Annotated in this window: 14 protein-coding genes; 2 read left to right on the forward strand and 12 right to left on the reverse strand. The window is 65.4% G+C overall.

The genetic code is table 11. The annotated features are described in order from the left end of the window. Positions 1–379 precede the first annotated feature (379 nt). Complete coding sequence (leuA, locus tag HMPREF1224_RS21615; protein WP_003092766.1) at positions 380–2,050, forward strand: 2-isopropylmalate synthase; 1,671 nt, start codon at positions 380–382, stop codon at positions 2,048–2,050. 69 nt (positions 2,051–2,119) lie between these two features. Here the strand turns inward: leuA and HMPREF1224_RS21620 are convergent, their stop codons facing one another. Both HMPREF1224_RS21620 and HMPREF1224_RS21625 read right to left on the reverse strand, forming a co-directional pair. Beyond that, complete coding sequence (locus HMPREF1224_RS21620; protein WP_003092770.1) at positions 2,120–2,452, reverse strand: DUF5629 family protein; 333 nt, start codon at positions 2,450–2,452, stop codon at positions 2,120–2,122. Positions 2,453–2,505: 53 nt separating this feature from the next. Further along, complete coding sequence (locus tag HMPREF1224_RS21625) at positions 2,506–2,961, reverse strand: hypothetical protein (RefSeq protein WP_003107363.1); 456 nt, start codon at positions 2,959–2,961, stop codon at positions 2,506–2,508. 180 nt (positions 2,962–3,141) lie between these two features. On the opposite strand from HMPREF1224_RS21625, the gene HMPREF1224_RS21630 reads away from it, so the two are divergent. After that, positions 3,142–4,092, forward strand: a complete 951-nt coding sequence (locus HMPREF1224_RS21630) for an aldo/keto reductase (protein ID WP_003107361.1) — start codon at positions 3,142–3,144, stop codon at positions 4,090–4,092. Positions 4,093–4,179: 87 nt separating this feature from the next. Here HMPREF1224_RS21630 and HMPREF1224_RS21635 read toward each other — a convergent pair whose 3' ends face one another. From HMPREF1224_RS21635 to pilF, 10 genes are all read right to left on the reverse strand, one after another. Then, the gene (locus HMPREF1224_RS21635; RefSeq protein ID WP_003113804.1) at positions 4,180–4,767 is read right to left on the reverse strand and encodes a YidB family protein; all 588 of its coding nucleotides are present in this window, start codon (positions 4,765–4,767) and stop codon (positions 4,180–4,182) included. Positions 4,768–4,900: 133 nt separating this feature from the next. Continuing rightward, complete coding sequence (locus HMPREF1224_RS21640) at positions 4,901–5,695, reverse strand: amidohydrolase (protein WP_010793385.1); 795 nt, start codon at positions 5,693–5,695, stop codon at positions 4,901–4,903. Then, positions 5,683–6,831, reverse strand: a complete 1,149-nt coding sequence (locus HMPREF1224_RS21645; protein WP_003106648.1) for a pyridoxal phosphate-dependent aminotransferase — start codon at positions 6,829–6,831, stop codon at positions 5,683–5,685. Before HMPREF1224_RS21645 ends, HMPREF1224_RS21640 begins: the two co-directional genes overlap by 13 nt. 307 nt (positions 6,832–7,138) lie before the next feature. Next, complete coding sequence (der, locus tag HMPREF1224_RS21650; protein WP_003092786.1) at positions 7,139–8,620, reverse strand: ribosome biogenesis GTPase Der; 1,482 nt, start codon at positions 8,618–8,620, stop codon at positions 7,139–7,141. Positions 8,621–8,697: 77 nt separating this feature from the next. After that, the gene (gene bamB / locus HMPREF1224_RS21655) at positions 8,698–9,840 is read right to left on the reverse strand and encodes an outer membrane protein assembly factor BamB (RefSeq protein ID WP_003092789.1); all 1,143 of its coding nucleotides are present in this window, start codon (positions 9,838–9,840) and stop codon (positions 8,698–8,700) included. Between the two features lies 1 nt (position 9,841). Further along, positions 9,842–10,486 (reverse strand): YfgM family protein, encoded by a 645-nt coding sequence (locus tag HMPREF1224_RS21660; protein ID WP_003106650.1) that lies wholly within the window; start codon positions 10,484–10,486, stop codon positions 9,842–9,844. A 26-nt stretch (positions 10,487–10,512) separates the two neighbouring features. Then, positions 10,513–11,802 carry a histidine--tRNA ligase gene (hisS, locus tag HMPREF1224_RS21665; RefSeq protein WP_003092797.1) on the reverse strand — a complete coding sequence of 430 codons (1,290 nt, stop codon included), beginning with the start codon at positions 11,800–11,802 and terminating at the stop codon, positions 10,513–10,515. An 18-nt stretch (positions 11,803–11,820) separates the two neighbouring features. Beyond that, positions 11,821–12,936, reverse strand: coding sequence for a flavodoxin-dependent (E)-4-hydroxy-3-methylbut-2-enyl-diphosphate synthase (ispG, locus tag HMPREF1224_RS21670; RefSeq protein ID WP_010793386.1), 1,116 nt, complete (start codon positions 12,934–12,936; stop codon positions 11,821–11,823). Further along, positions 12,933–13,982 (reverse strand): RodZ domain-containing protein, encoded by a 1,050-nt coding sequence (locus HMPREF1224_RS21675; RefSeq protein ID WP_010793387.1) that lies wholly within the window; start codon positions 13,980–13,982, stop codon positions 12,933–12,935. The genes ispG and HMPREF1224_RS21675 overlap by 4 nt, the downstream gene beginning before the upstream one ends. Continuing rightward, positions 13,979–14,737: a type 4a pilus biogenesis protein PilF gene (gene pilF, locus HMPREF1224_RS21680; RefSeq protein WP_003092804.1), complete on the reverse strand. Its 759-nt coding sequence runs from the start codon at positions 14,735–14,737 to the stop codon at positions 13,979–13,981. Before pilF ends, HMPREF1224_RS21675 begins: the two co-directional genes overlap by 4 nt. Positions 14,738–14,741 lie beyond the last annotated feature (4 nt).

The following is a 14,741-nucleotide window of genomic DNA, read 5'->3' on the forward strand; positions in this document are numbered from 1 at the left end:
GCCCCAGGCACGGGGAACGAAATGATCGCACAAGGGCGGCTGCCTCTTCTGCGGCATGGGGCCGCAGAATTTTCCGTTGCGGAGAGCGTGCCGGCGGCGCAATCGAGGACAAGCTTTCGCCGCAGAGAAAGAATAAAAACCCACAAAAGCCGCACAAATGGGAAATTCTACTAATTTTCCTTTAATGCTTGCCATTCAAATGCAGTCTCACTAGTGTGGTACGCATGAAAACACCACACACCCTCATCCTGCTCCGCCAACACGCCTGCCTGTGCCTGGTCAGCCCGCGACTGCGTGGCTGAGCGACGCTTCTCTTCATCTCGTCACTGCGTTCGCCTGGCCCCGCCGGCCCAGGAACCGACTCCAAAGGATTAGCCCCATGAGCATGTTGAAAGACCCTTCGCAGAAATACCGCCCATTCCCGGCCATCAATCTGCCCGACCGCACCTGGCCGTCGAAGACCATCACCGAGGTGCCGATCTGGTGCAGTTCCGACCTGCGCGACGGCAACCAGTCGCTGATCGAACCGATGGACGCGGCGAAGAAGATGCGATTCTTCAAGACCCTGGTGCAGGTCGGCCTGAAGCAGATCGAAGTGGCCTTCCCGTCGGCTTCCGATACCGACTTCAACTTCGTCCGCGAGTTGATCGAAGGCAACCACATCCCGGACGACGTCACCATCCAGGTGCTGACCCAGGCCCGCGAAGACCTGATCACCCGCACCTTCGAATCCCTGCGCGGGGCGAAGAAGGCCATCGTCCACGTCTACAACGCCACCGCCCCGTCGTTCCGCCGCATCGTCTTCAACCAGGACAAGCAGGGCGTCGTGGACATCGCCACCAACGCCGCGAAACTGATCAAGAAGCTGGCCGCCGAGCAACCGGATACCCAGTGGTCGTTCCAGTACTCGCCGGAAATCTTCAGCTCTACCGAGCTGGAGTTCTCGGTGGAGGTCTGCAACGCGGTGATCGACGTCTGGCAACCGACCCCGGACAACAAGATCATCCTCAACCTGCCGGCCACCGTGGAGTGCGCCACGCCGAACGTCTACGCCGACCAGATCGAATGGTTCGGCCGCCACGTCGACAAGCGTGACAGCGTGATCATCAGCCTGCACACCCACAACGACCGTGGCACCGGCGTGGCCGCCACCGAGCTGGGCCTGATGGCCGGCGCCGACCGCGTCGAAGGTTGCCTGTTCGGCAACGGCGAGCGCACCGGCAACGTCGACCTGGTGACCCTGGCCTTGAACATGTACACCCAGGGCCTGCATCCGCAACTGGACTTCTCCGACATCGACGCGGTGCGCAAGGTGGTCGAAGAATGCAACCAGTTGCCGGTCCACCCGCGCCATCCATATGTCGGCGACCTGGTCCATACCGCTTTCTCCGGCTCGCACCAGGATGCCATTCGCAAGGGCTTCGCCCAGCAGAAGGAAGACGCGATCTGGGAAGTGCCGTACCTGCCGATCGATCCGGCCGACATCGGCCGCGACTACGAAGCGGTGATCCGGGTCAACAGCCAGTCCGGCAAGGGCGGCATCACCTTCCTGCTCGAACAGGAGTACGGCATCAGCCTGCCGCGGCGCATGCAGATCGAGTTCAGCCAGGTAGTGCAAGGCGAGACCGACCGTCTCGGCCTGGAAATGACCGCACAACAGATCTACTCGCTGCTGGAAAACGAATACCTCAAGGCGACCTCGCCCTACGTCCTCGCCAGCCATCGCCTGCAGGAAGAGAACGGCACCAGCGCCGTCGACCTGGAAGTCTCCTTCGACGGCGAGAAGCAGCACTGGCGCGGGATCGGCAAGGGACCGCTGGAAGCCTTGGTGGCCGCCCTGCCGGTCAAGGCGGAAATCATGGACTACCATGAGCACGCCATCGGCGCCGGCGCCAATGCCAAGGCCGCGGCCTATATCGAGATCCGCCTGGAGGGCCAGCGCCCGCTGCACGGCATCGGCATCGACGAGAACATTACCACCGCCAGCTTCCGCGCCCTGTTCAGCGCGCTGAACCGCGCGGTGACCCAGGCCGAGGCCAAGGCGGCCTGACCGGCACGGAAGGGAAAAAGGGAGCCAGGCGGCTCCCTTTTTTCATGGGCATCTTTCAGCTGAGTCGCTTCACTCATCCTCGCCGCTGGCGCTGACCGCTCCCAGGCAACGGAGCTGGTACGCCCCCTCCCCTGTGGTCAGGCGCCAGGACTCGCCATCGGCCTGGGGCTCGGCTTCCATCACCGCGTTGTAGGAAAAACGCCACTCGCGACGGGTGCGTCCATCCAGGCTTTCCACCGCCAGCACCCAGTCTTCGCTGGCGAACGGCTGGTCGGCTTCCGCCGCCAGGTCCGCCTGGTCCAGCAGGTTCTCGTTGAGTTCGAAGCGCCAGGCGTGCAGACCGTCGATCTCGAGCATGTCGGCGGTTTCCAGTTCATCGAGCAGGTAGCGTTGTGTAGTCATGGCCAGTCATCGCGGATAAAGAACTCATGATAAGGCAAAGCGCGGGCTGCCCCTCACACCACCAGCATCACCACCGGGATCGCTACCGACAGGACCACCAACATGAACAGCAGGCCGATCCCCGCCGCCCGCCAGTTGGAAATGAACGCTCCGCCCGCTGCCTTGTGGCTGTCCAGGGCCGGACCGAAGGCTGATTTGGCGTAGTAGACCATGCCGAATATCTGCGCCACCGTGAAGCCGATCGAGGGGATGTTCTCCGGCAGTATCGCGCCCAGAACTGGCAGCAGGACAAACAGGCAGAGGCCGACCAGCCAGGTTTTCCCGACTTCCTGCGCCCGTCCCAGGCGACGGAGATTCACCGCCGCGAGGAAGGCACCGGCCAGGGGCGTGCCGATGAAGGTACCCAGACCGATCGCGGAAAGCCTGTACAGCGGCTCGCCATGGGTGGCGTCAGGCTCGTCCAGGCGGGCCTCCGGTGGGCGGAACGGATTCTCGGTGTCGCTGTTCATGCGTGTGCTCCCTGCGGATATTTACTGAAGCTTTACCAGGGCCGGCATTGGAAAATCCCGGCAACCGGCAGAGTCTATAGGACGCTGCGCGCCGGCTGAACATTCCGCGCCCGCCGGGAGTCACAGCAAGACGTGCGAACGAAAGCGCCCACACAGGACCGCACTCAGGAGGGATGACGCATGACCACACGCAAACTCGGCAACTCCGGCCTGGAGATACCGGCACTGGTATTCGGCGGCAACGTCTTCGGCTGGACTGCCGACGAAAGCACCTCCTTCAGGCTGCTGGACGCCCTGCTCGACGCCGGCCTGAACTGCATCGACACCGCCGACGTCTATTCGCGCTGGGTTCCCGGGCACCAGGGCGGCGAGTCGGAAACCCTCATCGGCAAGTGGCTGAAACGCACCGGCAAACGCGACCGCATGGTGATCGCCAGCAAGGTCGGGATGGACATGGGCAATGGCCACAAAGGCCTCTCCGCCGCCTATATCGAGCAGGCCCTGGAGCGCTCGCTACGACGCCTGCAGACCGACTACCTGGACCTCTACCAGTCGCACACCGACGATCCCCACACCGACCTGGAGGAAACCCTTTCCACCTATGGCGAACTGATCAAGAAAGGCAAGGTACGGGTCATCGGCGCCTCCAACTACGACGCCCGGCGCCTCCTCGAAGCGCGCCAGGTCAGCGCCCGGCTTAACCTGCCGAGCTACCAGAGCCTGCAACCCGAATACAACCTGTACGATCGTGCCGACTACGAGACCAACCTGGAGCCGACGGTGGAAGAACTCGGTATCGGGGTGATCAGCTACTACTCGCTGGCCAGCGGCTTCCTCAGCGGCAAGTACCGCAACCAGGCCGACACCGCCGGGCGAGCCCGGGGAGAGAAGGTGAAGGGTTATCTCAACGAGCGCGGCGTGGCCATCCTCGCGGCGCTCGACGAAGTGGCCGAGCAGTACAACGCCAACCCGACCCAGGTCGCCCTGGCCTGGCTCATCGCTCGTCCGACGGTGACCGCGCCGATCGCCAGCGCCACCAGCCTGGAACAGCTCGACGACCTGATCGCCGCCACCCACCTGAAGCTCGACGAACAGGCGATCCACCGCCTGGACAGCGCCAGCGCCTATTGACCGACCTGCCGTCGAGGGCGGCCTCGCCCCGTTGAGTGGAGCGGATAACCGTATCGCGGCTATCCGCTCCGCATCGACGGGAAAGCCTTAGCTGAAGCGCGCCAGCAGCGAACCGATGTCCAGGTCGCCCTGCGGCGCCTGGCCGTCCGGCGTCAGCTTGTTGACCAGTTCCGGCAGCAGGCTGCTCAGGTGTTCGGCCGCCTCGCCCTGGCTGACTCCGGCGGAGTCCGCCAGTTGCTGCAATTGACCGTCGCCGAAGACCCGGGAAATGTCCGCCGCCGACACCGACTGGTTCGGCCCACCGCCGATCCAGGAATTCAGGGCATCGCCCAGGCCTGCGTTCTGGAGCATCTGGAACAACCCGCCGAGTCCGCCCAGTGAGCCGGCCTCCACGCCCGGCGCCGCCTGCCCGGCACCGCCCGCGGCGCCACCGAGCAGATCGCCGAGGACGCCACCCAGCCCGCCGCTCGCGGCCCCGCCGCCGGCACCACCAAGGATGCTGCCCAGCGAACCGAGCAGACCACCGCCATCGCCACCGCCCTGTGCCGCACCGCCCTGGCGCGACATCAGCATGGTCACCAGCCCGATCAACAGGGCCACTTTCGGATCGCGAGCACCTCCCTGTCCTTCAGAGCCACCCAGCGCCGAACCGAGAATCGAATCGAGCAGTCCCATTGGTCTTCCTCCTGATCTGATGCCCACGGCGCGGCGCCGCGGGATACGGGTAACTCCATTCCCGGCACTGCGCCATCATGCGCAGCGCCGGGTCATGGCCTCGGACATCGACCGGAAGCGGACGTTCCGGCACTCAAGGATGGATTTCGAAGCGATCCGCGTCCATGTAGGCCGGGAAACGCTGGCGATAGGCCGCCAGTGCCGCCGCTTCCAGCCGGACGCGGAACACGCCGTCGGCGTCCGCCGCGTTGAACAGGCTGTCGCCCTGGAAGTCCAGGACCTGGCTATCCCCAGCGTAGCGCAAGGCGTTGCCGTCTTCGCCGATACGGTTCACCGCCACCACGTAGCAAAGGTTCTCGATCGCCCGCGCCGGCAGCAGGCGGTTCCAGTGCTGTCGACGAGGCGCGGGCCAGTTGGCGGTGTAGAGCAACAGGTCGGTGTCGTGCGGGTCGCGGCTCCACACCGGGAAACGCAGGTCGTAGCAGATCAGCGGGCGCACCCGCCAGCCCTTGAGTTCGAACAGTTCCTGGCGTTCGCCGGGACTGTAGTGCTCGTGTTCGCCGGCCATGCGGAACAGATGGCGCTTGTCGTAGTGCAGCATCTCGCCGTCCGGACGCGCCCAGAGCAGGCGGTTGCGATGGCTGCCGTCGGCGAGCTGGACGATCAGGCTGCCGGTGACCACCGCGCCAAGGCGCCGGGCCTGCTCCAGCAGCCAGGCATGGGTCGGCCCCAGTTCGGGCTCGGCCTGCTCGGCCGAAGCCATGCTGAAACCCGTGGTGAACATCTCCGGGAGGACCACCAGGTCGGCACCGGCGGCGCTCTCCAGCAGGGCGGCGAAATGCTCGCGGTTGGCCTGGGCGTCGTGCCAGACCAGGGAGGATTGGACCAGGGCGATGTCCAGGTCCGGCAGAACCGTCAGATCGCGCATAGCTTTTCCGCTGCCTGACGCAGCGTCTCCTCGCGTTTGGCGTAACAGAACCGGACCAGCCGCATGGCGTCCGGAGCCTTTTCATAAAACACCGAAACCGGGATCGCCGCCACTCCGTGTTCGCGGGTCAGCCACTCGGCCATGGCCACGTCGTCCAGGTCCGGACGGATGGCCGAATAGTCCACGCACTGGAAGTAGGTGCCCGGCGCACGGGTAAAACGGAAGCGAGAGTCCAGCAGCAGGTCGCAGAACAGGTCGCGCTTGGCCTGGTAGAAGCCGGGCAATTGCCGCAAGTGCTCCGGATGGCCGGCCATGTAGTCCGCCAATGCCCATTGCAGCGGCGTGACGCCACAGAAGTTGACGTACTGGTGAACCTTGCGCAGCTCCGCGCTGAGCGCCGGCGGCGCGACCACGTAGCCGGTCTTCCAGCCGGTGACGTGGTAGGTCTTGCCGAACGAACTGACCACGAAGGAACGCGGATACAACTCGTCGTGGGACAGCACGCTGGTATGGGCGACACCATCGAACACCAGGTGCTCGTAGACCTCGTCGCTGATCAGATAGATATCCCGGTCGCGGATCAGCGCGGCCAGGCGGTCCAGTTCCTCGCGGCTGATCAGCGCGCCGCTGGGGTTGTGCGGGGTATTGATGATGACCAGCCGGGTACGCGGCCCGATGGCCTCGGCCATGCGCTGCCAGTCGATGGAGAAGTCCGGCAGCGCCAGCGGCACGTGCACGCAACGCCCGCCGGCGAGTTGCACGGAGGGTTCGTAGCTGTCGTAGGACGGGTCGAGCACCACCACTTCGTCGCCCGGATGGACCAGCGCCTGGATCGCGCTGAAGATCGCCTCGGTCGCCCCCGGCGTGATGGTCACCTCGCTGTCGGCGCTCACCCGGCGTCCATAGAACTGCTCGATCTTCTTCGCCACCTGCTCGCGCAGGGCCGGCAAGCCGGTCATCGGCGCGTACTGGTTGTGCCCGGCGGCGATATGCCTGCCTACCGCCTCGCGCAACTCCGGCGGGCCGTCGAAATCGGGAAAGCCCTGGGAGAGGTTGATCGCGCCACACTCGGCGGCCAGTTGCGACATGCGGGTGAAGATGGTGGTGCCGACATTCGGCAGCTTGCTCTGAATCATCGGGACTTCCTGCAGAGACTCGCCGGACGACAGCCCGGCCAGACGGGTGGCAGGGCAGGATAGCCGATCCGGGAGCGACGCTGCAGGGGCACGCCTTAGAAAAAACCGTGACCGCTTCAGGTCAGAGGGGAATATGCGCCAGGCGATGGCGCAGGACGAATAACCACCTCGCGATCATTCGTCGCCACGACAGGGAATCGGCGGTCAACGCCGGCGGCCTGGTTCGTCCCGCGGGCTACAGCCGCGGCCAATGAAAAAGGCCCGACAGGGATACCTGCCGGGCCTTTCGACGAAGGAAACGCCACCCTCAGCGGCGCTTGTCCTTCTTCTTCTTCTCGGCTTTCTTGTGGTGCGACATCAGCCGGCGCTTCTTGTTGACCTGGCGCGCGGTGAGCGAGTTCTTCTTGCCCTCGTAGGGGTTCTCGCCGCCCTTGTACTCGATGCGGATCGGCGTACCGACCAGCTTCAATACCCGCCGGTAGGTCTTCTCCAGGTAGCGGGTATAGGCCTTCGGCACCGCGTCCACCTGGTTGCCGTGGATCACGATCAGCGGCGGATTGGCGCCGCCCAGGTGGGCGTAGCGCAGCTTGATCCGGCGACCGTTGACCATCGGCGGCTGGTGCACCTGCACGGCGTCCTCGAGGATGCTGGTCAGGCGGCTGGTCGGCCAGCGGGTCACCGCCGAACGGAAGGACTCCTGGACCGACTTGTAGAGATGGCCGACGCCGGTGCCATGCAGGGCCGAAATGAAATGGATGTCGGCGAAGTCGACGAACAGCAGGCGCCGCTCCAGTTCGGTCTTCACGTAGTCACGCTCGGCCGCCTCCATGCCATCCCACTTGTTCAGGGCGATGACCAGGGCACGGCCGGTCTCGAGGACGAAGCCGAGCAGGTTGAGGTCGTGCTCGACCACCCCTTCGCGGGCGTCCATGACGAAGATCACCACGTTGGCGTCCTGGATCGCCTGGAGGGTCTTCACCACCGAGAACTTTTCCACCGCCTCGAAGATCTTGCCGCGACGCCGCACGCCAGCGGTGTCGATCAGGGTGTACTTCTCCTCGTTGCGCTCGAACGGGATGTAGATGCTGTCGCGGGTGGTGCCGGCCTGGTCGTAGACGATCACCCGCTCTTCGCCGAGCATGCGGTTGACCAGGGTCGACTTGCCCACGTTGGGCCGGCCGATGATGGCAATCTTGATCCCGTCCTTCTCGCTGGGACCGGGAATCCGGGTCGGTTCCTCGCCTTCGGCGACCTCTTCGCTCGCCGGCTCGCCCTCGCCCTCTTCCTCCGCGTTGTCCTTGGGGAAGATCCCCAGGGCTTCCTGCAGCATATGGTTGATGCCGCGACCGTGGGCGGCGGCGATCGGCAGCGCATCGCCCAGGCCCAGCGGGCTGAACTCGGCGCGAGCGAGATCGGGATCGATGGTGTCGACCTTGTTGGCGATCAGGAAGCTGCGCTTGTTCCGCTTGCGCAGGTGCTCGGCGATCATCTGGTCGGCGGCGGTCATGCCGGCGCGCGAATCGACCAGGAACAGGACGGCATCCGCCTCCTCGATGGCCTGCAACGATTGCTCGGCCATTTTCGCATCGATGCCTTCCTCATCGCCGGAGATGCCTCCGGTATCGATGACGATATAGGTGCGGCCCTGCCAGCGCGCCTCGCCGTACTGGCGATCGCGAGTCAGGCCTGCGTACTCCGCCACGATGGCGTCGCGCGACTTGGTCAGGCGGTTGAACAGAGTGGACTTGCCGACGTTCGGGCGACCCACCAGGGCAATAACGGGAACCATGCGGCTCTCCACGAGAATTCAGAAAACACAAAGGCCGCTGACGTCGGACGGCAGCGGCCGGACACTTGAAACCCAGTCTAGCGGATGGTGTAGGCGACGAGCTTGCCACCGTTGCCGAACACGTACATCCAGCTCCCGACCACCAGCGGACGAACCCGCACGCCATCGCTGTCGACCCGCTCGCGACCGACGAAGCGACCGTCCACCTGGCTCAGCAGATGCACGTAGCCTTCCAGGTCGCCGACCACCACGTTGCTGGAGAACACCGCCGGAGCCGACAGTTGGCGACGCGCCAGGGCGTCGTTGTTCCACAGCGAAGAGGCACCGCGCGAGTCCAGGCCTTCCACCGAACCGCTGGCCTGGCTGACGTAGATATTGCCGAAGCCTTCGGCGACGCCGACGTAGCTCGACGCTTCGCGCTGCCAGAGCAGGCGGCCGCTGTTCACGTCCAGCGCCGCGGCACGGCCCTGGTAGCTGACCACGTAGAGGGTGTCGCCGGACAGCAGGAGGCCGCCGTCGATGTCCACCACGCGATCCAGTTCGGAACGCCCCTGGGGAATCGCTACCCGCTGCTCCCAGATCGGCAGGCCGCGCTGTACGTCGACCGCCACCACCTTGCCGCTGGCCAGGCCGGCCAGGGCCATGTTGCCGGCGATCAGCGGCGCGCCGGTGCCGCGCAGGGTCAGCACCGGCACGGTGCTTTCGTAGATCCAGCGCTGGTCGCCGCTGGCCGCATCGAGGCCGATCAGCTTGTCGTCCTGGGTCTGCACCACCACCACGTCGCCGTTGGTGGCCGGCGCCGACAGCACTTCGCTGTTGACTCGCTTGGTCCACTTCTTCTTGCCGGTGGCTTCGTCGAGGGCGATCACGTCACCGCGCAGGGTACCCACCAGCACCAGGCCGTAGCCAACGCCGACACCGCCGGAAACCGGACGCTCGAGGTCCTTCTTCCAGAGCACGTCGCCGGTCTCGCGCTGGATCGCCATCACCCGCCCTTCGGCGGACGCGGCGTAGATGGTGGAACCATCGACGGCCGGTTCGAGCAGGTTGTACAGGTCACCCTGGCCATCACCGACCGAGCGGCTCCACTGCTTGCTCAACACGACTTCCTCTTTGAAGTCGGTCAGTTCGGCGGGCGGGAGTTCCTTCTTGCTGTTGCTGCTGCAACCCACGACCGCCAGGGCCAGGGCGAGCAGCGCCGCGTGTTTCCATTGCACCATCTCAGGCCTCTCCCTTGGACAGGTCGTCGAGCTTGATCTGCAGGGCATCGCCGGCACCGTCTTCGGGCAGCGACTGCTTGGCTTTCTCGTAGGCCGCGCGCGCCTCGTCGGTGCGCTTGAGCTGCACCAGCAGGTCGCCCCTGAGCTCCTCGCGGGTCGAGACGTAGGCCTTGTCGGCATCGCCATCGAGCAGCTTCAGGCCTTCCTCGACCTTGCCCTGGGCCGCCAGGACCCGGGCCAGGCGCTGCCGCGCCAGTTCGCCGAGGGTGGCGTCGGCCGGCTTGTCCATGACCGCCTTCAGCTCGGCAACGGCGTCATCCAGCTTGCCGCTGTCGACCGCGACCTTGGCCACGAACAGGCTGCCGTACTGGGCATAATGGGTGCCGCCGAACTCGCTCTTCAGCTTGCCAGCCAGCTCCGCCACCTTCGCCGGATCCGGCTGGCCGGCCGGATTCAGCGCGGTTTCGATCAGTTGCTGGTAGACGATCGAGGCGCCCTGCGCCTGGTTGGTCTGGTACTTCTGCCAGGCCTGCCAGCCGAATACCACTGCCAGCGCGAGGATGCCGCCGGTGACCAGGGGCTTGCCGTTGCGCTGCCACCAGTCCTTGATCTGCGCCAGGTCTTCGTCTTCGGTACGCGATGTCACCCCAATCACTCCTATTCTTTATGTTCTCAAGCCTGTGCCAGACAGGCTGCCAGGTGCTCGGGCAGAGCATCCCAGGCAATGCTTTGTTGCTCGCCCTCGTCACGCAGGGGCTTGAAACCTACCACGCGATTGGCCACCTCGTCCTCCCCGAGGATCAGGGCAAAGCGCGCGCCGCTCTTGTCGGCCTTCTTGAACTGGCTCTTGAAGCTACCGGCGCCGGCGTTGACCAGCAGGCGTATGCCGGGAATGGCGCTGCGCAACTGTTCGGCCAGGGTCAGGGCGGCCAGCTCGGCCGGTTCGCCGAAGGCGCAGACGTAGAGGTCGGCCGGACGGTTCAGTTCGGCGGGGATCACCCCCAAGGTTTCCAGCAGCAGCACCAGGCGTTCCACGCCCATGGCGAAACCGACACCCGGGGTCGGCTTGCCGCCGAACTGGCTGACCAGCCCGTCGTAGCGGCCACCGCCGCAAACGGTGCCCTGGGCGCCAAGCTTGTCGGTGACCCACTCGAAAGCCGTGCGGCAGTAATAGTCCAGGCCGCGCACCAGCTTCTGGTTGATTTCGTAGCGAAGTCCGACAGCATCCAGGCGGGCCTTGAGACCCTCGAAGTGGGCGATCGATTCTTCGTCGAGATAGTCGTGCAGGGTCGGCGCGCCAACCAGCAACGCCTGGGTGCTCTCCACCTTGCTGTCGAGGATTCGCAGCGGATTGGTGGTCATGCGCCGCTGGCTGTCTTCGTCGAGTTGCTCGAAGCGCTCCTGCAGATAGGCCACCAGGGCCTCGCGATAGCGTGCGCGGGCCTCGCTGGAGCCGAGGGTGTTGAGCTGCAGGGTCACCGCGTCGGCCATGCCGAGCTTCTGCCACAGGCGCCAGGTGAGGATGATCAACTCGGCGTCGATGTCCGGACCGGGCAGGTTGAAGACTTCCACGCCGATCTGGTGGAACTGCCGGTAGCGACCTTTCTGCGGTTTCTCGTAACGGAACATCGGCCCGGTGTACCAGAGCTTCTGCACTTGACCACCGCCGCTCAGGCCGTGCTCCAGCACGGCGCGCACGCAACCGGCGGTACCTTCCGGACGCATGGTCAGGGATTCGCCGTTGCGGTCGAGGAAGGTGTACATCTCCTTGTCGACCACGTCGGTGCCTTCGCCGATGCCGCGGGCGAAGAGTTCGGTGAACTCGAGGATGGGCAGGCGGATCTCGCTGTAGCCGTAGCCGTCCAGCAGGCCGGCGAAGGTGCGTTCCAGATAGCGCCAGGCCGGAGTCTGCTCCGGCAGGATGTCGTTCATGCCACGAATGGCTTGCAGGGACTTGCTCACGTAGGGTCCTTAAACGGGTCAGCCGCGGACGATCAGGCTCGCATCGGCTTCGGCCTTCTCGGCCGCCTTCTGGCGGATCAGCCGTTCCAGCTCGTCCACCAGGTTGTCGTTGGTCAGTTTCTGCGACGGCTTGCCGTCGATATACACCAGGTTCGGAGTGCCGCCGGTGAGGCCGACATGGGCCTCCTTGGCTTCGCCCGGACCGTTGACGACGCAACCGATCACGGCCACGTCCATCGGTACCAGCAGGTCCTCCAGGCGCCCTTCCAGCTCGTTCATGGTCTTCACCACGTCGAAGTTCTGCCGCGAACAGCTCGGGCAGGCGATGAAGTTGATGCCACGGGAGCGCAGGTGCAGGGACTTGAGGATGTCGAAACCGACCTTGATCTCCTCGACCGGATCGGCAGCCAGGGAAATCCGGATGGTGTCGCCGATTCCCTCGGCCAGGAGCATGCCCAGCCCCACCGCCGACTTCACCGTGCCGGAGCGCAGGCCGCCGGCCTCGGTGATGCCCAGGTGCAGGGGCTGCTCGATCTGCCTGGCCAGCAGGCGATAGGCGGCGACGGCCATGAAGACGTCGGAGGCCTTGACGCTGACCTTGAAGTTCTGGAAGTCCAGCTTGTCGAGATGATCGACGTGGCGCATGGCCGATTCGAGCAGGGCTTCCGGGGTCGGTTCGCCGTATTTCTTCTGCAGGTCCTTTTCCAGCGAACCGGCATTGACGCCGATACGGATCGGGATGTTGCGCTCGCGCGCGGCGTCGACCACGGCCTTGACCCGGTCCTCGCGACCGATGTTGCCCGGATTGATGCGCAGGCAGTCCACTCCCAGCTCGGCGACGCGCAGGGCGATGCGATAGTCGAAGTGGATGTCGGCGACCAGCGGCACGTTGACCTGCTGCTTGATCTTGCCGAACGCCTCGGCGGCGTCCATGTCGGGGACGGAAACCCGCACGATGTCCGCGCCGGCATCTTCCAGGCGGCGGATCTGCGCGACGGTGGCAGCGACGTCGCAGGTCTCGGTGTTGGTCATGCTCTGCACGGCGATCGGCGCATCGCCGCCCACCGGGACGTTGCCGACCCAGATTTTCCGAGACTTGCGGCGAATGATCGGAGAAGCGCTATGAATGCTCATTGTCCTACCTTCAGACGGGCCGTTTCGCCGCGGACGAAGGGGGTCACGTCCACCGGCTGGCCGTTGTAGCTGACCTGGGCGCCGCGAGCGAAACCGAGGCGCAGCTCCAGCGGGGCCTTGCCGGCCAATTCCAGGCTGTCGCCCTTGCGCTTCAGCGCGCTGACCAGGACCTTGCCGTTGGCGTCGGTGACCTGGGTCCAGCAATCGGCGACGAACTGTACCTTGACCACCCCCTGGCCCTCGCCGGCCACCACGGGCGCGGCGGCAGGTTCGCTCGGCGCTGGCGGGGCGGCCGGACTGGCCGTCGTTGGAACGGCTGGAGCAGTACCGGGAGCGGGAGCGGGAGCCGTGCCGGCAGGCGCGGCGGTAACGGGCTGCTGGGGTGCGGCGGGGGTGCCCTGGGCCGGAGCGGCGAGAACCTGCGCGCCCTCGCTCGCCACCGGCGGCGCTCCCTCGGCCTGGGCAGCGACTTCCGGAGAAACCTCGGCGGGCGCTTGCTCGCCTTCCTTCTGCGCTTCGATCACCGCCTGGTCTTCAGGCTCGTCCAGGGTATGGATCTCGGTGGTGCCGTCGGCGCTTTCCACTTCGACATGCTCAAGGCTCAGACCGGCGGTTTCCGGCGTGCGCGCGGAATGCTCCTGCCACCAGAAGTAGCCGAAGCCGATCAGCAGGGCGAGCAGTAACAGACTGACGATACGCAGCACGTTGCGCGACAGGCGCACCGGCTCGGCGACCCGTCCCAGGCTCTGTACGGTGCTGCCGCTGGCATTGGTGCCGGTGAAATGGTCGAAGCTGTTGACCAGCTCGGCCTGGTCGAGGCCCATGAGCTTGGCGTAGGCGCGGATGTAACCGCGCGAGAAGGTGTGTCCCGGCAGCTTGTCGAACGCGCCGTTTTCCAGCTGACGCAGCGAATTCTCGGTCAGGTTCAGTTGCCCGGCCACCTGCGACAGCGACAGGCCCTTCTGCTCGCGCGCCTGGCGCAGGGTTTCCCCGGGGTTCTGACGGGAAGCGGTGGCTACGACTTCGGGCTGCGGCGCTTTCATCATTTTTCCGCCTGGAATTCCTGATATTCGGGAGAGCCTGGGTACAGGCGTTTCAACTGCAGGCCATAGCTGGCGGCCGTGTCGCGGTCTTCGAAGACCTTCGCGAGACGAATGCCCAGCAACAGACTGCGGGCGTTCTGCCCGCCGCCCTGGGCAAAGAGATCATAGTACTGGCGAGCCGGCACGTACTCGCGCTCCTTGTAGAGCAGGTCGGCCATCTCCAGCGCGACGCTGGGCTGGTTACGGTTCAGACGCAGGGATTTCTCGAAGTACTCCTTGGCCTGGGCCGGTTTCTTCATTTGCAGCGAAACCAGGCCGAGGTTCTCGAAGACCCGCGAGCGCTCGGGATAGAGGGTGTCCTGGCTGGCCTCCAGGAGACGCTGGTAGGCCTCCTCGTAGCGCTTCTGCTCGTAGAGGAAACCGCCGTAGTTGTTCAGTACCCGGGCATTGCGGCTATCGCTGGCGAGCGCCTTGCGGTACTCCTCGTCGGCCAGCTTGGGCTCCATCTCGGTCTGGAACACCACCGCCAGCGCGGCGTGCGCGTCGGCGCTGGAAGGGTCGATCTCGAGGGCCTTGCGCAGCGGCACCTTGGCCTGCTCGGTGTTCCCCCGCTGGAGATAGCCGAGGCCAAGCTGGATATAGGCGTCGCGCGCCTCGTCACGGCCCTTGTCGGTTTTCAGGGGATTCTGATCTCCGCTCGTCACGCAGCCTGTCAGCCCAACTGCCAACAGGAACACCAGCGCGGCGCGTACAGTCATCGGA

The organism is Pseudomonas sp. P179, from assembly GCF_000478485.2.
Taxonomy (GTDB): Bacteria; Pseudomonadota; Gammaproteobacteria; order Pseudomonadales; family Pseudomonadaceae; genus Pseudomonas; species Pseudomonas aeruginosa.